Origin of the sequence: Paenibacillus sp. y28 (assembly GCF_037137075.1) — a bacterium.
Lineage (GTDB): Bacteria > Bacillota > Bacilli > Paenibacillales > NBRC-103111 > JBBBNV01.
In genome coordinates, this window is record NZ_JBBBNV010000001.1 from 60,889 (window position 1) to 84,026 (window position 23,138).

General features: G+C 48.9%; 19 protein-coding genes. 13 read left to right on the forward strand and 6 right to left on the reverse strand.

The features are described from left to right. Nucleotides 1-8 precede the first annotated feature (8 nt). Nucleotides 9-953, forward strand: coding sequence for a YbjN domain-containing protein (locus WBG83_RS00230; RefSeq protein WP_336741614.1), 945 nt, complete (start codon nt 9-11; stop codon nt 951-953). A gap of 99 nt (nt 954-1,052) precedes the next feature. Here the strand turns inward: WBG83_RS00230 and WBG83_RS00235 are convergent, their stop codons facing one another. Continuing rightward, a complete protein-coding gene (locus WBG83_RS00235; RefSeq protein WP_336742596.1) occupies nt 1,053-1,241 on the reverse strand; it encodes an SDR family oxidoreductase in 189 nt (62 codons plus the stop codon). A gap of 9 nt (nt 1,242-1,250) precedes the next feature. Then, nucleotides 1,251-1,961, reverse strand: a complete 711-nt coding sequence (locus tag WBG83_RS00240) for a DUF421 domain-containing protein (RefSeq protein WP_336741616.1) — start codon at nt 1,959-1,961, stop codon at nt 1,251-1,253. A 212-nt stretch (nt 1,962-2,173) separates the two neighbouring features. Here WBG83_RS00240 and WBG83_RS00245 point away from each other — a divergent pair, with 212 nt between their 5' ends. The 5 genes from WBG83_RS00245 to WBG83_RS00265 all read left to right on the forward strand — a co-directional run bounded on the left by WBG83_RS00245 (nt 2,174) and on the right by WBG83_RS00265 (nt 7,983). Then, nucleotides 2,174-2,614: a ferritin-like domain-containing protein gene (locus WBG83_RS00245; RefSeq protein ID WP_336741618.1), complete on the forward strand. Its 441-nt coding sequence runs from the start codon at nt 2,174-2,176 to the stop codon at nt 2,612-2,614. 143 nt (nt 2,615-2,757) lie between these two features. Further along, nucleotides 2,758-3,930, forward strand: a complete 1,173-nt coding sequence (locus WBG83_RS00250) for a type III polyketide synthase (protein ID WP_336741620.1) — start codon at nt 2,758-2,760, stop codon at nt 3,928-3,930. After that, complete coding sequence (locus WBG83_RS00255; protein ID WP_336741622.1) at nt 3,923-4,654, forward strand: methyltransferase domain-containing protein; 732 nt, start codon at nt 3,923-3,925, stop codon at nt 4,652-4,654. Before WBG83_RS00250 ends, WBG83_RS00255 begins: the two co-directional genes overlap by 8 nt. A 4-nt stretch (nt 4,655-4,658) precedes the next feature. Beyond that, nucleotides 4,659-5,801, forward strand: a complete 1,143-nt coding sequence (locus tag WBG83_RS00260; RefSeq protein ID WP_336741624.1) for an NAD(P)/FAD-dependent oxidoreductase — start codon at nt 4,659-4,661, stop codon at nt 5,799-5,801. 37 nt (nt 5,802-5,838) lie between these two features. Next, nucleotides 5,839-7,983, forward strand: a complete 2,145-nt coding sequence (locus tag WBG83_RS00265; protein ID WP_336741625.1) for an MMPL family transporter — start codon at nt 5,839-5,841, stop codon at nt 7,981-7,983. A gap of 1,087 nt (nt 7,984-9,070) precedes the next feature. On the opposite strand, the gene WBG83_RS00270 is transcribed toward WBG83_RS00265, so the two are convergent. Continuing rightward, on the reverse strand, nt 9,071-10,066 hold the full coding sequence (locus WBG83_RS00270; protein WP_336741627.1) for an AraC family transcriptional regulator: 996 nt from the start codon (nt 10,064-10,066) through the stop codon (nt 9,071-9,073). A gap of 147 nt (nt 10,067-10,213) precedes the next feature. Here WBG83_RS00270 and WBG83_RS00275 point away from each other — a divergent pair, with 147 nt between their 5' ends. Next, entirely contained in the window at nt 10,214-12,856 is a 2,643-nt protein-coding gene (locus WBG83_RS00275; protein ID WP_336741629.1) for an alpha-L-rhamnosidase, read from the forward strand. Between the two features lie 213 nt (nt 12,857-13,069). Here the strand turns inward: WBG83_RS00275 and WBG83_RS00280 are convergent, their stop codons facing one another. Next, nucleotides 13,070-13,531, reverse strand: a complete 462-nt coding sequence (locus WBG83_RS00280; protein ID WP_336742598.1) for a TspO/MBR family protein — start codon at nt 13,529-13,531, stop codon at nt 13,070-13,072. A 147-nt stretch (nt 13,532-13,678) separates the two neighbouring features. Here WBG83_RS00280 and WBG83_RS00285 point away from each other — a divergent pair, with 147 nt between their 5' ends. The 5 genes from WBG83_RS00285 to WBG83_RS00305 all read left to right on the forward strand — a co-directional run bounded on the left by WBG83_RS00285 (nt 13,679) and on the right by WBG83_RS00305 (nt 18,674). Further along, on the forward strand, nt 13,679-14,680 hold the full coding sequence (locus tag WBG83_RS00285; RefSeq protein ID WP_336742600.1) for an aromatic ring-hydroxylating dioxygenase subunit alpha: 1,002 nt from the start codon (nt 13,679-13,681) through the stop codon (nt 14,678-14,680). A 277-nt stretch (nt 14,681-14,957) separates the two neighbouring features. Beyond that, nucleotides 14,958-15,701, forward strand: a complete 744-nt coding sequence (locus WBG83_RS00290; protein ID WP_336741631.1) for a polyphosphate polymerase domain-containing protein — start codon at nt 14,958-14,960, stop codon at nt 15,699-15,701. Continuing rightward, nucleotides 15,694-16,383: a DUF4956 domain-containing protein gene (locus WBG83_RS00295; protein WP_336741633.1), complete on the forward strand. Its 690-nt coding sequence runs from the start codon at nt 15,694-15,696 to the stop codon at nt 16,381-16,383. Before WBG83_RS00290 ends, WBG83_RS00295 begins: the two co-directional genes overlap by 8 nt. 15 nt (nt 16,384-16,398) lie before the next feature. Continuing rightward, entirely contained in the window at nt 16,399-18,279 is a 1,881-nt protein-coding gene (locus tag WBG83_RS00300; RefSeq protein ID WP_336741635.1) for a carbohydrate-binding domain-containing protein, read from the forward strand. A 197-nt stretch (nt 18,280-18,476) separates the two neighbouring features. Next, entirely contained in the window at nt 18,477-18,674 is a 198-nt protein-coding gene (locus WBG83_RS00305; protein WP_336742639.1) for a hypothetical protein, read from the forward strand. 28 nt (nt 18,675-18,702) lie between these two features. Here the strand turns inward: WBG83_RS00305 and WBG83_RS00310 are convergent, their stop codons facing one another. Then, a complete protein-coding gene (locus WBG83_RS00310) occupies nt 18,703-19,110 on the reverse strand; it encodes a hypothetical protein (RefSeq protein WP_336741637.1) in 408 nt (135 codons plus the stop codon). A 255-nt stretch (nt 19,111-19,365) separates the two neighbouring features. Then, nucleotides 19,366-20,271 carry an AraC family transcriptional regulator gene (locus WBG83_RS00315; protein ID WP_336741638.1) on the reverse strand — a complete coding sequence of 302 codons (906 nt, stop codon included), beginning with the start codon at nt 20,269-20,271 and terminating at the stop codon, nt 19,366-19,368. Between the two features lie 151 nt (nt 20,272-20,422). On the opposite strand from WBG83_RS00315, the gene WBG83_RS00320 reads away from it, so the two are divergent. Next, nucleotides 20,423-22,828 (forward strand): glycosyl hydrolase family 95 catalytic domain-containing protein, encoded by a 2,406-nt coding sequence (locus WBG83_RS00320; RefSeq protein WP_336741639.1) that lies wholly within the window; start codon nt 20,423-20,425, stop codon nt 22,826-22,828. The last annotated feature ends 310 nt before the right edge of the window (nt 22,829-23,138 follow it).

Genomic DNA, 23,138 nt, shown 5'->3' on the forward strand with positions numbered 1-23,138 from the left:
GGTAGCGCATGGCTGGTAACGGAACTGGCGCTAACGGGAAGTCCCAGTTGGATTTGGATCAGGAGATCGTATTCACTACATTAACCGGAGACAGACTGAAGACTGCCGTCAAGCGGATGTCCTGGGTCGAAACGGAGGGCAGCATAAGCTGTATGCTTTCACTGGAAGCGGAATGGAGCGTCTATCAGCAAATGTTATCGGGAGAGTGGATGGGGCTGTTTGCGCGGGCGAGAAACCAGACTGCCGAAGCGGGCTTCGAGCCGGAGCGTCCTGTAGAGCTTCGAATGATACTAAGAAACAGTCTGCTGCCTTCTGCCATGCGTTATGGCGCGGAAATTGAACAGGTGCTAATCACCTTGTTGGAGGACGCTCAAGAAGCTCGCGCGCTTGGGCTGAGTGAAAGCTGGCTGGTAACAGAGGTGAAGCAGCAGGTCCACTTGCCGGAGGAGCTTGGAGCCGGATCTTTAAGAAGCGGATACCGCACCTTTTGGTCGCTGCCTGCGGATGTTAACCTGCCGCCGGCTGCTGCAGCGACATCGACCTTACATGAGGTTGTGGAAGGCTACCTGAATAAAATGGAAATTCAATACGAATGGATTCAAGACCATATTGCCCGAATCACTTATCGTGGTGAACAGGGAGCCTGGATCGTCTTAATCCGAACGGATGAAGCAAAGCAAGTATGCGTAGTATACTCGGTCTATCCGGTCCTGGTGCCGAAGGAACGGCACCAGGACCTGGCCGTATTTTTAATGGAAGAAAACTATGACTTGGCCGTGGGAAGCTTCGAGCTGGATACCTCTGACGGAGAACTGCGCTTCCGTACAAGCGTCGATGTTGAGAACGACCGATTGACGATAGAGCTGCTGGGCCAGCTGTTCATTTCCAATATTGTGGTCATGGACCACTATTATCATGCTATCGGTGACGAAATCAACGGGATGCTTGAATAGCAGTCGCTACCATTCACGGCGAAAGCTGGTCCCACAAGGAGGACCTATCTAAAATCCAAACCCGCCGAAACCAATGTCTCGGCGGGTTTTTTTATACATTTATGCACGTTTGAAAATTAAATACCCGTCATCGACCGGAAGAGTCTGGCCGTTAATGGCCGAGGCTTCGCCGGAGAACAAGAATGCTACAACATCGGCAATCTGCTCGGGCTGGATGAGCTTCTTGCTCAGGTGCTGGTCGGCAAGGAAGCTTTTGAAATCGTCCCCGTCTTTAATGATACAGGCAATCGCTTGACTCTACTCGATATCAACCGGATGACGTATAGCATCATCATGCAGATCGAGATAAAGCTGGCCATTGCTTCCTCGCACGGCATAGAATACATCCTCGGCTTTTTTCTTTCGTGACTGCAGCTCCTTCTGAAGCCAGTTGCGGGGGATCTGACTAGCCTCTAGATTGCTATACAAGATCTTCCCCTCCATAATAAGCTCAACCGGGAACTGCGGCTTCCCGTTACCCTGAAGGTTCAAATCCTTCAGGGTGACGTTCCGATGCTGTTCCTTTTTCATTACGGATAATTTCCCGTTAATTTCCATTATCGCAAATTCCACCTCAGTAATATCGAAAATATCCTTCTGGCGAAGCAGTTGATTTAGGGTATCCAGCGTTAAATTGTTTTTTTTCAGATTACCCTCCAAAATTTTCCCGTTTTCAATCAGGATAGACGGGGTACCTTCCGTCCATATACGCATTTTTCTGTAACGTACAAGAAGCTTGGACAGCAAATACGAGGTAAACGTAAAGACGACTAGCGAAATGATGAGGTGAATGACCTGCATTTTATCATTGAATGCGAAGTTTGCGGCAATGGCCCCGAGAATGACAGCAGTAATAAATTCATGGAAGTTCATGTTGGACAACGTCTGCTTCCCTAATAATCGGGTAATGCCTAGAAGAATGATAAAGGCGGCCATGCTTCGGATTAATATCATGATGTGTTCGATCATACACATCTAACCTCCTTCATTTTTTATGCATGCCATATTTTTCCGGGACATGATTCATTTCCGCCCAATCCGATATATGCTGTTATGGAAAAGTCAATCGAATCGGAGGGGTACACTTGGTTTATGATAGTTATAGAATGTCCTTGTCTTATTGGCCGTATTATACACCTGCGCAATTTTACATGCATGCGCCGATGAGACGACAGGAGTCAGTGTCCTATAAATCCCTTGAAGAGGCGCTTGAGCTAATCAAGAAGGCGGTTTCGGGCGAAAGGGAAGACGAATTGTTCTACGATTATTTGATTTCCGTAGCGCCGTCTGAAGAAGAAAAGGAGATCATACGTGGAATCCGTGATGATGAGCGCAAGCACAATCAGATGTTTCGCAGCATTTACCAGCATTATACAGGACAGACAATAACAGCTCCTGCCCATGTAGAATTTCAAAAACCGAAGTCCTACATGGACGGAATTCGGAGGGCATTCTTTGGCGAGCTGTCGGCAGTGGAACGGTACCGCAATATTCGCGCGGGCCTGCCGGATCGTTATTATCGGGATATGGTGTTCGAAATTTTGACGGATGAGATCAAGCATGCCAGCAAGTATAACTATCTTATGAATTTGGATGTGCGAAGAATGGTTGAAAGTAAATAAATGTGAAGCAGCCCTTGGATGAGGGCTGTTTTTGTTTTGCTGGCGCTTCGCTGTTCAGCATATTGGAAAAAATTATAAATATAATGGTGAAGAAAGGGTCCTGTCCAAGACGATGAGATAAACCTGTATAGGGGGATGAATATATGATGACACCGGCAGCTCCAATTGTTGCCATACTAGGGATCGGTACAGCCGTTCCGGACTATCGGTTAGATCAAGCTGAAACCTCGCAGCGATTGGTCCAGGCTTTAAGGGATACTCCCGACTCGGCCCGCTGGGCCAAAAAAATATTCAAGCAATGCGGGGTGGAGGTCCGTTATACTTGTGAACCGAATCTGCTTGAAGCGGCAGAAGAATGCCGCTATTTTCCACAAGACACGCCGCATCAGGCGCCTTCGACCGCAGAGCGCATGGGAACCTATAAGAGAGAAGCGGTGCCGTTAGGCCTGAACGCCGCAAGAATAGCAATGGCAGACGGAAATGTAGACGCGGCTGATATCACTCATCTCATCACCGTTAGCTGCACCGGACAGTTTCTTCCGGGCTTAGACGCTGTATTGATTGAGCAGTTGGGACTAGCCGTCACTGTCAACCGGATTCCGTTGAATTTCTTAGGATGCGCTGCAGGATTAAAGGCGGTATGCCTGTCCCGGCAAATTGTCTCGGGCAGTCCCGCTGCGAAAGTATTAATTGTTTGTGTTGAGCTGTGTACGCTGCACATTCAGCCTTCTAGTGATCGCGAGGCTTTATTCGGCGCTTCTTTTTTCGGTGATGGCGCCTCGGCTTGTATTGTAGGTTCTGCCGATCAAAAGCATACGAGCCCGCAGCATCATGGCATCCTTCAATTAGGGAGGGAACACTCCGTTCTTCTGCCGGACTCTGCCGGGGAGATGATGTGGGAGGTAGGCAATTACGGGTTTGATCTGTATCTTTCGACCAAAATACCCGGTCTGATAGGCAAATATATTCCTGAACAAGTCATGCAGTTGGCAAGCGAAAATGAACTCAAGTCCGGCCTATGGGCCATTCATCCCGGAGGCAAGGGAATTATTGATACGCTGGAGCAAATGTTCGAGCTGAAAGAGGAACAAACGAGGCCAAGCCGTACAGTGCTTCGCAAATATGGCAACATGTCCTCTGCCACGATCTTGTTCGTGCTGCATGAATTGCGTCAGCAATTACAGCACAACGGCTCCGGACCGTGCAGCGGCGTATCCTTGGCATTCGGGCCGGGCCTAACCTGCGAGATGATTCAAATTACGTATCATCCGTCCGTTTCTTTTCAAGAACAGACCTTTGAGAGTGCTCATGCTTAGGGATTTCAGGCAGCGGGCTGCAGAGCATGAGCTGATGGACGATTTTTCTTCGGGGGGAGCGGAGCTTCGGGAAGCCTTGCAGCAGCTTCGATTGCTTAACCGGATCTTCGGCGCGGCAGCGCCTGCTCTCTTCGGAGTGAAGCGGTTATGGCAGGAAGCGGGCAAGCCGAAGTCCTTGTCCGTCTTGGATATTGGCTCGGGGTCCGGGGACATCAACCGCCATATCCTGCGATGGGCGGATGAGAACGGTATCGATATCAGGATTACTCTGGCAGATATTACGGATGATGCATGCGAAGAGGCGAGGCTGCACTACTGCGCCGAACCGCGAATCCAAGTCATTCAAGCGGATTTGTTTGCACTTCCGGAAGGCTGCGCGGATGTGATCACAGGGACGCAGTTTGTTCATCATTTCTCTGCAGAGGAGCTGCCGAAGGTTGTAAAGAGCATGCTGCAGGCGTCCCGGCTCGGAATCGTAATCAATGACATTCACAGGCACTGGATACCTTGGGCGGCGGTATGGCTTACAACACGAATCGTGTCCCGCAACCGGTATATATTAAACGACGGGCCGCTCTCCGTAGCAAAAGGATTTCGCTCGAAGGATTGGAACCGTCTTCGGGAGGCTTTAGGCATTCCTGACATGTTCTTTGCCTGGAGACCACTATTTCGCTATGTGGTCGTCATCAGGAATGGCGGATCGAATAAAATCCATCGGAGTTGATAAAATGAATCGCATCCTGGATGCGGCGGTTCTCGGCGCAGGCATCGCCGGCAGCAGTACGGCCAAATATTTGGCTGACAAGGGCTGGGAAGTCGCTCTAATCGACCGCAGGCAATTCCCGCGGCATAAAGTATGCGGAGAGTTCCTGTCACCCGAAGCCCAAAGCATATTGAAGCCGCTTGGCTTGCATGAATTGGTGGAATCGCTGCATCCAAGCACAATACACCGCGCAAGCTTGACGTTCGGCTATGGGGGAGCCTTGGATATTCCGCTTCCCGGCGCCGCTTTCGGGATTAGCCGGTACGCATTGGATTCCGCTCTCCATCGTGCGGCATCAAGCTCGGGGGTGCAGGTACAGACCGGGACGAATGTAACCTCGGTTGTCCCCCATGGCAGCGGCTACACAATTGAAATGAAGCAGGGTGGAGAAAGAAAGGTATACCAGGCGCGGACGGTCATCGCGGCCTGGGGCACCAATTCCCGGGTGGGAGATTCAAGAGACGGGACCCGCCAGGCGATGCAAAATACGTATATCGGTGTGAAATCTCATTTTCGCGGGATAGCAATGGAGCCTGTTGTAGAGCTCTATTTTTTTGAGGGCGGTTATTTAGGCATTTCTCCGGTTGCAGACGGGGTTGTTAACGCGGCTGCGCTGTTGAACCGGAAGGCTTTTCAAACCACGGAGAAAACGATCCTTGGGCTGATAGAATCCGCAAGCCGGAGAAACCCGAAGCTTTATCAAAGGCTGGCGGAGGCCGTGCCAATTCCCGGCACTCAAGCGGCAGCTGCTCCAGTTCCTCTGAAGGGCAAGCCGCTGGCCTGGGATTTATTTCCCTATGTCGGGGACGCTGCGATCATGATCCCGCCGCTCTGCGGAGATGGGATGTCCATGGCGCTGCGTTCGGCACTGTTATGCGCCCGGCTTGCAAATCGATATTTATCCGGAGAAATTTCACTTTCAAGCTGGCGAAGCGAATATACCGAATCCATTCGGCGGGAATTTAAGAGCCCTCTACAGTGGGGGCGGCTGCTTCAGGGCTGGTTCAGCTTGCCCGTGGTTCCTCGGTTATTGCTTGGGGCAGCGAGAATTGCGCCTGGCTTGGCCTATCGTCTGGTCAAAGCTACGAGGCTAAGAGAAAGGGAATGATACACTTCAAATCGGCGCGCAAAGGGGGGGCAAGATCATGGGTTTTCATAAAATTGCGATCTTCTCCAGCCACTATCCAAAAACCATTATTGTGCTATGGAGCTTATTCTTTATTTTTTTTGGATATTACGCCCCGATGCTGTCTACGGTCTTGAAGGATCACGGTTTAATGCCGGATGGAGCTTATGTGCGCGTGGAGAAAATACTGGCCGCCGATTTCCACATTCCCGATAATCCGGTCATTCTGGTTTTTGAAAAAAAAGAAGAACTATCCCCCAGGCTGTTTCAGCAGTTCATTCAATATACTTTATTCCAGCTTCGCAGCATCGAAGGCCTGAATGAAACGCTATCGCCTCTAGACAGGGAGGACATGCTAACCGGGAATTTTGCCTATGCCATGCTGTCTTTTCAACAGCCCCCGCATCACATGAAGCCGGTGCTGGATGAGCTTCACAGACGGCTGCCAAGCCATCGAGATGTTTCAGTGAAGCTAACCGGGAAATCCGTTGTACAAGCCGACGTGAACCGGGCAAGCCAACACGATTTAAGAAAAGCGGAGCTGATCGGAATTCCAGCGGCCTTCCTCATCCTGTGGTTTTCTTTTGGAGGAATCGTATCGGCCATGATCCCCGTTTTTATCGGGATGTTCGGGGTGACCAGTACATTAGGCATCATGTACTGGCTGGGGACAAGGATGGAGCTGTCCAATTTTGTTTTGAACGTCATTCCGATGGTCGGACTCGCGCTGAGTATTGATTTCGCATTAATGCTGGTCAGCCGATTTCAAGAGGAGCTGCAGAGAGAATCTGCAGAACAGGCGTTAAGGACAACGATGCAGACCGCGGGCAGAGCGATCATTTTTTCAGCGGCCAGTGTTTTTTTAGGCTTGGCAGGAATACTATTGATTCCGCTCCCCATGTTCTCCAGCATTGCTGCCGGAGCGATGACGGTGCTATTGGTTTCTGTACTGTTGGCATTAACGTTAGTCCCGGCTCTATTATTTTTATTGTGGCCCTCCATACAAAGGGAAGGTAAGAAGCACGCTCGCCTTCAAAATAATAAAGGATGGCGCGTACTGCCGCTCTATGTGCTGAAAAGGCCTATTCGGATGGGGGTGCTGGCGGCACTCCTGTTATTGGCTTGTCTCCTGCCTATCGGCAGGATGAATTTGGCGATTCCGGATGCCGCTTCCTTACCGATGAGTTATCAATCCCGGGAGGCCTTCGAGGCCTATCAAGCCCGGTTCGTTCCCCGGACCAGCTCAGTTATCTATATCGTGGCTCAAGCGAAAACGAAGGCCTGGAACAAAGCGGATTGGCTAAACGCCTACAAGCTGGTCAACAAATTAGAGCGTGATCCGGATGTACAACAAGTACATTCCGTTTTTTCCGGCTTGAACGTGCCGCCCGAACGCTTGTATCGCTTGCTTCCAGTCCCGGACTCAGCTTCGGACTACACATCAAGCATGCGGGATTTCGTGAAGGCTAATCAAATGCTTATCCATGTCGTTGTGGAAGGCGAACCGTCATCCAAGCAAGTCATGAGCTGGCTTAGAGAATGGGAGCGGGCAGGGGAATCCTCGGATTTGCATGTTCTGATCGGCGGCGAGGCCAAGTATCAGCAGGAGGTTTTTGACGCCATCTTTGAAAACCTGAAGTTCGTGCTTCTATTTATATTCATTTCGAATTATGTGGTCCTATTCGTTGCTTTTAGATCCGTTCTGATTCCGTTAAAAACGATTGTTATGAATCTTTTAAGCGTTGGGGCGTCGTTCGGTATTCTGGTCTGGATTTTTGAAGAGGGGCGCTTTGGAATCGAGCCTAGCAGCATAGCCATGATGATTCCGGTGTTTATTTTCGGATTGGCCTTCGGCATCAGTATGGATTACGGAGTGTTCCTGGTTTCCCGGATGTACGAGATTTACCGGCAGACGCACGATAATAACTATGCGGTCTTCGCGGGATTGGCCTCCGCCGGCAGGATCATCGGCTCAGCGGCGGCCATCATGATCGCGGTGACTGTACCGTTCTCATTCGCAGAGGTTGCAGGCATCAAGCAGCTGGGAATTGGCATTGCTGCGGCCATCTTTATGGATGCGACGGTGATAAGAATGCTTCTGGTCCCAGCTTTAATGAGACTGCTCGGCCAGTGGAATTGGTGGGCGCCAAGATGGCTTAGATGAATTCGATGCAGATCAGGGGGCTTTGTAATAACGGAGCCTGTCGTAACCGGGTTTATGAAATCGGGAATGCAGGGCCATCCTGTTGAGCGAGTACTCCATCAAAAATGACGCGGCCGCTTTAAATTAAACGATGTCAATAGTTTCTTGTATGTCTAATGCCGCCGCAAGGCGGTATTTTTAATTTCATACCGGATTTTATAGATCATCACCGAAACGCAAGGGGAAGAGAGGTTGATTTGTGATTCATCATTGCAGCTATTCCAGAATATGGTACGATAAAATGGTTCAGGGCAATCGAGAGATGGAGATGGAGGCGAAGCTCATAGAATCGGAATTTCAAGAGTAGACAAGCCATAGCGAATGCTCAGACTTGATGAAGGGGGGAATACCATATAGATGAAGAATCATCTAAGAGCGTCATGGAAAAATTACATATCCATCGTAATATCTCTCATACTCGTTTTACCTATTCCCTGGATTATCTATAATGAAATAAATAGGGTATCTAATCTGTCACATCACGAAACATATCTTGGATTGGGTGCATTAGTGGCAGACATATATATAGCTGCAAATCAATTTCTCCTGCTCTTTGTACCGTTAATATGGGAGTTATTATATCTTTTTATTCGATTTGTGATTCTAAAAGATAGTACGAAAAGAACATGGATTCATATCACCATATTGACGATCACTTTACTGCCTGTGTTGGCAGTGATATTTCTTATAGGGCTTATTTATTATTATTTAAAAACGCAGGCCTTTTTCAGTAAAAAGGCCAGTCTCCTTATTCCCACACGGACAGTCGTGCCAGGGCAGTAAAAAAGTGTTGACAACGAATACATAAATGGTAATATATACCGGAAACAGGTGATAACTGAGAGTGGGGGCGTGTAGGCGAGAAGAGCTGGCGATGGCAAATAAGGCTGCATGGGAAACGAAAGCGTATCAAGCCTGGGTTCAAAAGTATGGAATGCCAGCAGAGCTGGCGGTAAACTAAAACTGGAACACAGGCATTAGCTGCGTTCCCATTACATCCAAATATAACTGCTGATCCGAAGCGATCATTTCAAAGCATGTGCAGCTTTCAAGCGAGCGCCGGGGAGTGGCTTTTTCTGTATTCCGCAGGCGAGCAGTCGTATTTTCGTTTGAATATCCGGTAAAAAAAGTTTATGTTTTCATAGCCTACCTCGTTGGCTACGGTCTGCACGCTGACATCCGAATTTCGGAGGAGGATGCAGGCCTGGCTGAGTCGTATTTGATGGACGAGATCAATAAAAGTGCTCCCTGTAATTTTTTTGAGGACCTTGCCCAGGTAATTGGAGTTAAAATTAAAATGCCGGGCAGTCGATTCCAGAGTCACGGTCTTATAGTTGCTTTGAAGATAGTGGATGATGTCCGTAATTTTTGTATTTTTCAAAGCCGAATAGTTTCGTTCATTCACATCCCCCTTGTACATACGGAGCATTTCAGCAAATAGAATGACCATATACGAGTTGATAATCTCGCCCGAGCACGGTTGTTTGTCGAAATACTCGCAAAGAATGGCATTCATGATGCGGCTGATTTTCTCGTTGTCGCCGGAATGGATTAAGATATACTCGTTGGAATGCTTATTTTCATAAATGGCATGGGTGAGAAAGCTGGAGAAGATGTCGTTGCCGGAAAGCCTGCTCAGGAAGGCCCAGTCCAAATAACTTTTCCGCATGAGGCAGTTAATGATTATGTCGTCTCTGCCGGTTTCCGCTATGGAATGAAAGGTGTTCGTGTCAAGGATGCACAATTCACCCTTCTTCATCGACACTCTGTTGTTGTTGATCGTCTGGTGGCATTCACCGGAGTAGATGTAAATCAGCTCGATGAAGGAATGCCGGTGAGTGTCAACAGGGCTGAAACGGGGATGCACCGAGAAGGTGATATCCTGTCCGGGGGGAATAAACATGGCTTCATCCAGAATTTCTGAAGGGAGTTCAAGATATTCCTGTTTGACGGCCTCCTTGTCATCCGGATTGCTGCAATCATCCAGCAATTCCTCTATAGCGGTATATTTCCGCAAGAATGCGTCGAGCTCCAAATCTGTCATTTTCAGGTCCACCTCACATGAGTTTTCAAGCTGTCTTCCAATTTATACCGGAGTCACAAATGGTCATGATATTCATCTTCAATCGTCATGTATAAATCATACGAAAACCTGTAATATAGCTTTTATAATACAGAAAAGAGGGATACAATGCTACTTGCAGGACGAATAACCGTGGACTATTTGGTCAATCCGATTGGGATAACAAAGCTGCCGCAATTCGGATGGATTATTGAGAGCGATAAATCGAATGTGATGCAAAAAACGTATCGCCTGCAAATGTCTTGTGATTCGGACTTTCAAAGCCTTGTTTTTGACAGCGGCGTTGTTGAAAGCGATTTATCCGCTCATGTCACGGCGGAGGGCTTGAAGCTTTCTTCATCCACAACCTATTATTTGAGGGTCAAAATTTCGGACGGCACAGAAGAAAGCGGCTGGAGCCGGACAGCGTTTTTCACAACCGCTTTGTTAAATCATGAGGAGTGGAAGGGCCAATTTGTTTCCGCTGAAACCAAGGCAGATGCGGACAATTCCAAGGGAACCTATCTCCGCCGCCAGTTTCATGCGAAATCCGATATCGCCTCGGCTGTAGTGTATTCTACTGCGCTCGGGCTGTATAAGCTTTATATCAATGGCAACAAGGTCAGTGAAGCTGAGCTTGCGCCAGGCTGGACTTCGTACAGAAAGCATCTGCTCTACCAGACCTATGATGTCACCGGATTGGTACAACGCGGAGAAAATGCTGTCGGGGCGATGCTCGGGGCCGGGTGGTTCAAGGGCTTGATGGGATTTGCAGGGCTGAGGAACCATTACGGGGAGCAAACCGCTTTATTGTGCCAGCTGGAGATTACTTATACGGACGGCTCCAAGGAAGTTGTGGTTACGGATCAGGCCTGGAAGGGCGCCGATTGTCCCGTCTTATTCTCCGAAATTTATGATGGCGAAGTTTACGACGCAAGGCTTGAGGAGGCAGGCTGGAACAGCCCTGAATATGACGATGCCGCTTGGAAGCCTGTAGAGATCGTTGACTATGATAAATCCGTGCTGACTTCACAGGCAGGAGGCAAAGTGAAAGAGCTGGATCGAATCCCGGCCAAAGAACTGATCATTACTCCGCAGGGAGATACGGTCATTAACTTCGGACAAAATCTGACCGGCTGGGTTCATTTTAAAGTAAAGGGGCAAGCCGGCGAACGTGTGGTATTGAATCACTTTGAAGTTCTGGACGCGGAAGGCAATGTTTACCTGGATAACATAAGAAAAGCAAAGCAAATGGTCACCTACACGCTCAAAGGCGAGGCGGAAGAAGCCTATCATCCCCATTTCACCTTCCAGGGGTTCCAGTACATCAAGGTTGCTGAATACCCCGGAGAAGTGAAGCTGGAAAATTTCGAAGCGGTTGCCGTTCATTCGGACATGGCGCCTACGGGAACGTTTGAGTGCTCCAATAAGGACATTAATCAGCTGCAGCATAATATTCTTTGGGGAATGAAGGGCAATTTTGTAGACATTCCAACAGATTGCCCTCAAAGGGACGAGCGCCTCGGCTGGACCGGAGACGCTCAAATATTCTGCAGAACGGCAAGCTACCTGATGAACACGTATACCTTCTTTAGCAAGTGGCTTAAGGATGTAAGCGCCGATCAAACACCTGAAGGCGGTGTTCCTCACGTCGTGCCGGATATCGTGTCGGGCAAAGCCGATGACGACTGGCTTCTGGGCCAGGGAAGTCATTCGGCTGCAGCTTGGGCGGACGTTGCGGTCATTATGCCTTGGACCTTATATCTTACATTCGGGGATACGAAAATATTGGAAGAGCAGTATGACAGTATGAAAGCTTGGATCGATTTCATGCAGCAGCATGCCGAGAACGGAATTTGGAACTATAAGCTCCAATTTGGCGACTGGGTTGCTCTGGATGCGAAGGAAGGCAGTTATTTTGGAGCCACTCCGAATGATTTGGTAGCTACTGCGTATTATGCCTATTCTACCGAATTATTTTCCAAGATAGCCAAAGTATTAGGAAAAGAGAATGACCATACCAAGTATTCGAATTTGTATCGCGAAGTCGTCGAAACGTTCCAAAACGAATTTTTTACGCGTACCGGGCGAATGGCCGCCAGAACACAGACTGCGCATATTATTGCGCTATACTTTAATCTGGTACCGGATGAATTCAGGGAAAGAACCATCCGGACGCTCATTGAGCTGCTGGAAGAGAACGACGGGCACCTGGTCACAGGCTTTGTCGGTACCCCGTATTTCTGCCATGCTCTTAGTCAAAACGGCCATTTGAAGGAGGCTTACGAGCTTCTGTTGAAGGATGACTTCCCGTCATGGCTGTATCAGGTGAAGGCGGGAGCGACAACAGTATGGGAGCATTGGGACGGGATTAAGCCGGATGGAACGATGTGGAGTCCGGACATGAACTCCTTTAATCACTATGCTTACGGCGCGATTGGAGAATGGCTGTATCGAGTAGTCGCGGGGATCGAGGCGGATGAAAATAAAGCGGGCTATAAGCATACCATTATCCAGCCGCATGTTGGCGGCGGCTTGGAATACGTGAATGCCAAGTATTCAAGTGTATATGGCGATATTACCGTTTCCTGGAAAATGGAAGGGAACACCGTCCATATCGAGACTACAATTCCTCATAACACCACCGCTACAATCATTTTGGATCAGGCAAAATCAGTTGCCGCGGCGCATGAGAATCAATTTGTATCCAATGAAAAAGGGCTGACCGCACACGTCGGCTCCGGCAAGCATAGCTTCTCGTATTCAATATAAAGAACCAGCAGGACGAAAGAGCCGGACACTCGACAGGTGTTCGGCTCTTTTCATTTTGCAGCAGGAGTCGATTTTCGCATAATGAGTCCTAGAGCCTCAAATCAGCGAAGTCGCTTCATTTCACAATCGCAACGATAAGCGGGTCAGCTCTTGCGAGCATGAGCCTCAAGGCTGTCTAGGTCAAGAGTCCGCGCCATCTCCGGATAAGCTTGCTTATTTGTTAAGCTTGTAGATTGTAAAGGCTAAGACAGTAGCAAAACAAGACCAAAGTAAATATGGAACCAGGAGCCACGCGGCAAGCTTGGAATAAGGAATTGTAAAGTAAATAAGCAAAGCGGTTGTTAATGCTACGACGGCTGTGTCCAGAAAGGCCAGACCAAGCTTCTTTAGTTTGAATTGAATAAAGGTAAACGCTTGATTGGCCACATAGTTGATGAGCAAGATAAGAAGATAAAGCGTAGAAGCTTCTTTAAAACCATCGGTTTTTACATAAACTATTGCGACAGAGAGTGAAATCAGCGCATATAAAATTCCCCATACAATACCAAACAGCTGTTCTGGTGGGTTCCAATCCGGTTTTTTAAGTTTAGCGTAATAAGCAAGGTCAGTAGGAAATACAAATCCTGAGAGTGAGAACAGTGCATAGGTAATCAGAAAAACGGTTATCAGCGTCATCAATGAATGATACCTCCCCCATGGTTGTCTACCTACTCCATTTTATTTATTTCTGGTGAAGTTATAACTGGCGGGGTTGTTTAAAACGAAATTTGTGTATTGGTGTACGATAACTGAAGGGAGACCCTCCAAGTGAATGACAACAAGATGTTCGATAAAGTTCGGGAAAGTGATCAAAAGGTGTTTCCTGCTGCCTGGTATGCGGTAGCGTGGTCAAAGGATGTGGACACAAGCCCGATTAAACGCAGATTGCTTGGCAAGGATCTCGTTCTGTACCGTAATCCGGCTGGCAGCGTTAGTGCCATTCATGCCTATTGTCCGCATCGTGGTGCTGATTTGTCGCTCGGCTCATGCCGCGATGGACAACTGGTTTGTCCGTATCATGCGTGGCGGTTCGATACCGACGGAAGATGCATCGAAATCCCGGCGCACCCCAATCGACCTATTCCTGCGTTTGCTCATACGTTCACCTACCCTGTCACAGAACGTGCAGGACTACTGTGGGTGTATCCACAAGCAAATGATAAAGGCAGTACTGCGGCAGCGCCCGATCTTCAGATGTTTCCCGAACTCGAAGATCAGCAGTATACCGCCGCCCCGTATGCGGCCATATGGCGAGCCCATCTTACACGCGTGATTGAAAGTGTCATCGATGTTGCACATGTCCCGATTGTGCATCGAGCGACGATTGGAAAAAAATCAAAGGAAGAGATTCAAATCACCTTCGAGGCCGACGGGGACCACATCCAAGTGAAAAATGGAAGCGGCTTGCTTCATTACCAATTTCCTCAGCAATGGATTTTGACAATTCCTGACCAGACGCGCAACAAAATTTACAACTATGTTACCTTTACGCCGATTGATGAAAATAAGACCGCAATTTTCGGCTTGGCAGGGCGAAGCTTCGCCAAAGCTGTCCCTGGTATGAACCGAATCTTTTCCAGATACAGCGCCAAGGTATTGGAAGAGGACCGTGCGCTTGTCGAGAGTCAGCATCCGAGACCTATTCCAGAGGCTCTACGTATGGAGGCGCACGTGCCTGCTGACGGTCCTCAGGTGAGGTTTCGACAGCGGTGGTACGAATTTCTTACTGGCGATGAACAGAAGATACGACTTGATGGACTTCGTTGTGATGCAGAACATCAGTAAGTGAGTGTGGAATCATCTCAACAAGCAGGCGGGTATCGTCAAGTGTTGAGGAGATGTTCAAACGCTCGGATGAAGCAGCATACGGGTTAGATGAATGAAACAAAGGAGCTAAGCGGCTTGTATATGCTTGGCTCCTTTTCTTTTGCCGGGGCACTGTTCACCCTTCAGCGTATTTTCAGCGAATTCTTAATAAATTCTCAACAATCTTTCAGAGCCGTCTCAGTTTGGCCGCTTATACTTGGAATTGTAGTTGAGAGAGCAAACGAGGTGAATTCAAATGGCCATTGAAGTGTTTAACCGATATGAAAATAAATATTTGCTGGACGATTCGGCGTATCACCGGATTTACAGTCGGCTTCTGGATTTCATGGAACCGGATGATTATAACAAGGAGCATGAGTTCTATTCCATCTGCAACATATACTTTGATACACCATGCGACTCGCTGATTCGAAAAAGCATTGCGAAGCCCAAGTTTAAGGAAAAGCTTCGGCTCCGGTCTTACGGTGTACCGAAATCGGATGCGAAAGGGTATCTGGAGCTCAAGAAAAAAGTGTTCGGACTCGTAAACAAAAGAAGAACAGCGCTTCGATTGGAAGAAGCCTATGATTTTGTCCGGACGGGCATCCGCCCCGATCTGAAGCCGTATATGAATCGGCAGGTGCTGGATGAGATTGACTACTTGCTGCAGAGATACGAGCTTGTGCCCAAGGTGTATCTGGCCTATGAACGCAAAGCGATGTTTTGTATCGACAGCCGCGATCTGAGGATTACGTTCGATACGAACATCCGGTCCCGGCGGTACGATTTGAAGCTGGAATACGGCGATCACGGAGAAGCTTTAATGCCTGCCGGAACCTGGCTTATGGAAGTCAAGGCCGAGAAAACGATTCCGATGTGGCTGTCCAGGCTGCTTTCCGAGCATCGGATGTTCCGTACAAGCTTCTCTAAATACGGGAATGAATACAAACGCCATTCAGCTCATGTGAGAACATTCAAGGAGGAATTGATTTATGCTTGATTCTTTATTTGCCGTCTCTGAGACGGCCGCAGAACTGACGATATCCCATGCAGTACTTACGATTCTGATTTCTATTCTGCTTGGTGGAATGATTAGCTTTACGTACATGAAGACGAGTCGGCAGGGCGGATATTCACCGAATTTCGCATTGACGATGATGCTGCTGCCGTCCATTGTTGCCGTCATTATTCTCCTGATTGGCAGCAACATCGCCAGAGCCTTCAGTCTGGCGGGCGCTTTCTCCATCATTCGCTTCAGGAGCGCCCCCGGAGATCCGAAGGATATTGCTTACGTATTGTTTACCATGGCCGCCGGCTTGGCGGTTGGGGTAGGATCATTCGGCTACGCGATCTTGTTTACCGTTTTCTTGTGTGCGTTCATGTTTATCCTTAACTATTTCAAATTCGGCATGAAAAAGACCGTTCAGCGGATGCTTAAGGTCACGATTCCTGAAGATTTAGGCTACGAGGAAGCCTTCGATGACGTCTTTAAACAATTCAATATCGCTTACGAGCTTAAGAAAGTACGCACAACGGAACTGGGCAGCCTTTATGAAGTGGTTTACTTGGTTTCCATCGATCATCTTGCTAACCAGAAGGCATTTCTGGACGCAATTCGGGTCCGCAACGGGAATTTGGATATTACGTTGACGATGAGCCCCGCGACCGATTATCAAGGTTAAGAAAGGAAGAATCCTATGGATGCTAACAAAATGAAATTATTCACCGCTATCCTAAGCATGGCGGTTCTATTATCAGCCTGCAATTCCACTGCAGGCACACAACAGGTGGATGCACCATCCGCCTCTCAAACCGCCCAAACTGATTTAGCGCAGATCAAGACAGCGTCTGCAGCTGCTTCAAGCACAGCGCAGGCGATTGAAAAAGCGACTTACAAGGATAACGACTATGCAGCCGACTGGACGAAAGAAAATCCGGTCAAGATAACCTTGAACGAAGCCGGCGCAGCAATCGAAGGCACAGGAGCAAGTGTTCAGGATCAAACAGTAACCATCAGTGCTGCCGGCACCTATGTGCTCAGCGGCACGTGGAAAAATGGGCAAATCGTAGTCGATGTGCCGGAGAAAGACGAGGTTCGTCTTGTATTGAACGGGGTCACGCTGGAGCGGAGCGGAAGCGCGCCGCTATATATCAAGCAGGCGGATAAAGCGATCTTGACGCTGCAGGAAGGGACCCGAAATACGGTGTCCGACGGCAGCGCGGCTGGAACTGCCGCTGCCTCCGAAGACGAACTGAACGCCGCCATTTACAGCAAAGCCGACCTGACGGTGAACGGCACCGGGACGCTAGTCGTTCACGGCCATGTCAATGATGGCCTCGCCAGCAAGGATAATCTGAAAATAACCGGCGGAACGCTGGAAATTTATGCCGCGGATGATGGCATCATAGGCCGCGACTTGTTAGCAGTAAAGGATGGAAGCATTACCGTTCAAGCAGGCGGCGACGGTCTGAAAACGACAAACGATACGGATGAGTCCAAAGGGAATGTTGTCATTGAAGGCGGCACCTTCGCAATTACATCGGGAGCTGACGGCCTGCAATCCGCAAGAGGTATCCGAATTGACGGAGGAACCTACGCTATCGTTACCGGCGGGGGCAGCGCGAAGGCGGTAATGAAAGCCGAAACGAACGGGCCCGGCGGCCCAGGAGGGATGGGCGGAAGAAATACAGCCCAGCAGCAAACAACGGCAAGCGACGAAACAACGAGCACAAAAGCTGTTAAAGCTGCGTCAAGCCTAATCATCAACAACGGCAATTTTACACTTGATTCTTTGAGCGATGGTCTGCACAGTAACGACTCGCTTATGATTTCTGGCGGGCAAATCACAATTAGTGCCGGGGATGACGGCCTTCATGCCGATGGCTCGCTTACAATTGCAGGCGGAACTATCGATATTGTCAAGAGCTATGAAGGCATCGAAGGATCGCTCATCACGATTGCGGACGGTACCATTCATGTCGTATCCAGCGATGACGGGGTTAATATTTCCGGGGATGGAGACAAACTCGTCATTAACGGAGGCAGCCTGACAGTCGATGCTGCGGGCGATGGTCTTGACTCGAACGGATCAATTGTCATGACGGGAGGGGCTGTTGTCGTATACGGTCCGACTGCTAACAATAACGGAGCCCTCGATTATGACAAAACGTTCGATATCAGCGGAGGCACGCTGATTGCGGCGGGCAGCTCAGGTATGGCAATGGCCACTTCGGAGTCATCGGCTCAAATGACCGTATTAATGACGTATTCTTCATCTCAGGCAGCCGGAACTGTGACAACGATAAAGGACAGCAGCGGTGCTGTGATTGCAAGCGCTACTCCGACCAAGAGCTATCAGTCCATTGTATTCAGCTCGCCGGGCTTGAAAAAGGATGAAACCTATTCTCTTTACTCCGGGGATAAAAAGCTTGTTGATTTCAACATGACTGCTTCCGTTACATGGTTGAACGAGTCCGGCGTTACAGCCGCTCGCAGCATGGGTCCTGGTGGTATGGGAGGCGGCATGAGAGGCAACGGCCCTCAGAACCAATTTCGAAACCAGCCTCAAAAGCAATAATCCTGCGACAAGCCGGCGGATCGCCGGCTTGGTTTTTTTTGCACCGTGTTCCTAAATCATGAAGTAAACTTTCAACTGATATTCATGCTCAGCAATTCACATGGAAACACGTGCAAAGCTTCAGGAACAATGGGTAAAATTAAAAATGATCATTCTTAACGGTCAGTAATCGAAAAATGAATGAGGAGAGTTCCTGGATGACGGATAGCAGAACGAATCCGAAGGTTGATTTATTGTGCATTTTTGTTTCACAAAGGGGCTTTGCTGAAGGATACCCGGGGCATCTTAACCCGGCAAACAGAAAATGTCCAGGCTGCGCGCCAGATTCGGTTTACGGCATGATTAGCGATATACGACCTCTTCGTAATAAAAAAAGCGCCGCCAAACGTCAATGACGTTTGGCGGCAGCCTTGTGTTTATTGTTTAATGCACTTCAATATAGCCGTTTGCATCGCATGCTGCATAGCAGCTCATTTCGAATTTGATGTCTGTAATGTTTGCGTACGAATTATAATTCCAAGTGTTCCAGAATAACGTAGCTCCGCTGCTTTGATACGTAATACTTCCGTTTGAGAATTGCAGGTTGTTGCCGGGCTGAATCCAGCCATGTCCCAATAAATTATCATTTTGATCTTTCATCGCATAATAGACCTCATACACACCCCAGTTGCTGACATACAAGTCCGTAACGGTTCTTCCATGCAGCCAATCGCTTTGAATCTCAGTGGTTCCAAACAAGTACAAATTAGCATCGTCCGCAAATGCAGCAGGCATCATCGCGGTCATCAAGCACAGGACAACCAGAAGCATCGTAATCAAACGTTTTTTCATTAATTCATCATCCCTTCGTTTTTTAAAATAGATTTGGTTTTGCAGGAGTGCCTGTTAATTCGTTCACCTCTCCCTGGCCCCGAAATGGAACCGCTTTCAATTTGTTGCTACTTCAGTATATACCAAGGATATCCGACGAAAAAAGTGTATTTCTACCTATTTAATGCCAAGAAAAAGGTCGAATTTTAGCATATTTGATCTCTGATTGTGCTTGCAACGGGTACAATAACTGTATTCAAGATGGATTTATCAGCTTCATACCATCGCGCTGTACTTATGGCGATATTCCGAAGGAGACAAGCCTGTCGTGATCCGGAAGGCTTTGGAGAAATAGTGAATCGAGGAAAAGCCGTGCTTGGACGCAATCTCGGTAATGGAAAGATTCGAAAAGACTAAGTCCTCCTCGATTCGGTGGTATTTGAGCCGATGAATATAATCGTTCGGCGAATAGCCGGTGTCCGCTTTGAACAAGGCGTGAAACCGGCTTTTCTTGAGTCCCAAATCGCCGGCCCATTGATACAAATGTTGCTCGCACACCTCCGGCGGCTCTTGCTCCATGCGTTCAAGGATGCGGGAAATTCTAGGATCACGGGTGCTATTGGCCATAGCCAGAGCAATAAATTGGTGCAGGAAGGTTTGGAAAGCGCCGTTGTATTGAAGCTTGTCCCATATATTCCGATAGCCTAAAATTCTCGGCGGCGGTGTCAATTCATTGAAATATGAAACCCAGACCTGGATGCTGCGGCTGTGGGTGACCTCCTGTAGCTGAAACGGCGGATGTGGCGATAACAGCTCATTATCGCACTCCTCGATCTTGCAGAAATAGTCCCGCTGGTATTGGAAATCGGGGCGGCTTACATATTTCCAGTCGAAATAAACGCATCGGTGCACCATCGGATTTTGCGAATCGGTTGTCCAGCGATGCACAGCGCCTGCAGGAATATACACCAGGGAGCCCGGATCGACATCATAGCGTTTGTCATTCAATTCAAGCAGCCCTTTACCTGATTCGATCAAACAAATGGCGCTGGCATAGCATTTACGCAAAGGGCATTGCTCATCCGAAGCAAATACATATTTTTGAGCAAACAAAAGCAGGGGGTTAAATTCCGAGTAGCATGTAACATAGTCCACTCGAAAGCTATACACAGGAACTCTCACTGACGATGCGCCTCCTTGCGGCAGAGCTGGTGCGAAGTAACCTTATTATATTGGAAAAAAGGACAAATGAACATCGATTTCGCCAAAGACACGAGGTGTGCCAGCCTTCTATACTATACATAAAGCCTCTTAAACCAGGAATACATAGGAGATGATTGCATTGGAAAAATCGGCTAACCGCAGCAACACGCTCAGTTTCAAATATCCGGCCTCATGGTGGAACAATATGTGGAGAGAAGCGCTGCCGTCCGGTAACGGGAGGATCGGTGCGTCGGTTTTTGGTGCGGTCAAGGAGGAGACTGTTCTCATCTCGCATGAGGACTTATGGCATTGGGGGCATAAGGCTGCTCTTCCCGACGTGAGTCATACGCTCCCTGAGACACGAAGGCTGATGGATGAGGAGAAATATCTGGAGGCGAGCTGGCATTTAACGAACACCTTGCAGCAAAGCGGTTATGACACCCGCTTGGCAGCGAGATTTCCTGTCGCCGCGCTGAAGCTGACCATGCATTGCGAGCATGCTTTCAAGGAATACCGGAGATGCCTCAACATGGAGACTGGAGAAGTCACAGTACGTTGGAAAGACGGCGAGGCATCCTGCGCGAGAAGGCTGTTCGTCTCCCGAGCGGACGATGTCATTGTCTATGAGATCAAGTCGGATGGACATGAGCTGCAGGGGGGATTCCGCCTTGTATTTCATCAGACTGACAGCCCCGGCTTGGCCGAGGCGTGCAAGGCGCTGGAGGCCACCGTTCAGGCGAAAGCGGAGCAAGGCTATCTTTATTATGCCGGACGTAATGATGACGGTACGGACTTTGGGGCGGTAATGCGTATCCTCTCTGAAGACGGGGAGCTGGGAGCAGTTCAGCAAGAGACGATCAGCTTCCGGGGAGCCTCGCGGGTTCTGGCTCTCGTCAAAGTATTTGTAAAGGGCAACCGCGAGAAGGAATGGCCCCGGCTAAGGGACGAATTATGCGGCATCTCCGCCGATTATGACCGGCTTTTGGCGTCTCATACGGCAATCCATCAGCAATTGTTCCATACCGCAAATCTGGAATTGGGCGGAGATCACGGGGAGCGGGCGAATGAAGAGCTGCTTCTGGAAGCTTATGACGGAGAAGCCTCGACCGAATTGGTCCGGAAAATGTGGGCGTTTGGCCGATATTTATTCATCTCCGGAACTTACGCTGAAGGCCAGCCATTCGGATTGTATGGACTGTGGGGCGGAGACTACGATTTGATTTGGTGCCACAACATGGCCAACGAAAACGTACAAATGATGTACTGGCATGCCCCTATCGGCGGCTTGATCGAGCTGATGCCCGCTCTTTTCCGTTACTACGACAGCATGATGGAGGACTTCAGGGATAATGCAAGAAAGCTTTATGGGTGCCGCGGCATTTACATTCCGGCCGGATCGACGCCGGGGATTGGAGCGCCGAATCAAATCGTGCCGGTTATTATGAACTGGACAGGTGCTGCAGCATGGCTGGCGAGACATTACTACGAATATTATCTCTATACCGGAGACAGAGCTTTATTAGAGGAAAAGGCGCTGCCGTTCATGAAGGAAGCGGCTCTGTTTTATGAGGATTTCCTTGTGATCGGCAGTGACGGATACTATAAGTTCTATCCCTCGGTTTCGCCTGAAAATACCCCCGAGAACTTTATGCCGACGGATGGCAGGCCATTGGCTCACCCGATGCCCACAACCATCAATGCGACGATGGATTTTGCGCTTCTAAAAGAGCTGCTCACGCATTTAATCCAAGGAAGCCGCGAGGCGGGCGTTTATGCGGACGAAATCGGTAAATGGGAGGACATGCTGAATAGAATACCCGATTACCAATTAAATGAAGATGGGGCGATTCGCGAATGGATGGACGACAGGTTTGACGACCGGTATAATCATCGTCACCTGTCCCATATTTACCCGATCTTCCCCGGTCAAGAATTCACCAAGGAAGAGCATCCGGAGTCTTTTGAAGCGTTCGAGACGGCTGTCAAGAAGCGGCTGATCGGCGCGCAGAGCGGCTGGTCGCTAGTTCATATGGCTGCTATCTATGCCCGGCTCGGCGATGGGAATAAGTCCCTGGCGTGTCTCGATATTTTGTCGCGCTCCTGCTTGCTGAACAATTTCCTGACGCTTCACAATGACTGGCGGAATATGGGCGTCTGCATGAATATGGAGGAGGCTCCTATTCAACTGGATGCGAATATGGGCTGGGTGAATGCCGTACAGGAAATGCTGCTGTATGTTTCCCCTAAAATGGTGAAGCTGCTGCCGGCGCTGCCTGACAGATGGACGAGCGGTAAAGTGGCGGACCTGCGATTCTGCACCGGCCAAGCTTCATTCTCGTGGAATCTGGGGGAGCAGAGGTTTGAGGCGGAGCTCGCCGCGGATCGGGATACGGCGATTGTCCTAAAGCTGCCGGGAGCGTTTGAAAACTATCAAATGTCGGGTCAGGATGTGCAGTTTTCGCCGTCCTCCTTGGGCTGGGGCTGCTACGAGGTGGTTATGAAAAAAGGCGGCCGTCTCCTGATATCAACCTTGTGATTCATGTAAATGACTTGCTTCGTATTGATTCTTGCATATTGACAGGACCTACGTTTTTATACTATAACGGTAACAGAATACTAAAACTCTTTTGAGATGATGTGGACTTTTCTGGAGAGCAATCTCTATTTTCGCCACACAAAGGCCGTGCTGGTCATTTGTGTGGTTTTTTGCGTTCAAAAAAAGGAGGATTACAATGAAATTATGGCAGTATGCTTTCATTGTTTTTTTGGGCGGCTGTTGTTATGGGGTCAACGGCTATTGACAGGGAGAAAGGGGCCCGTTTCACAGGAGGACGCCATCTGATCAT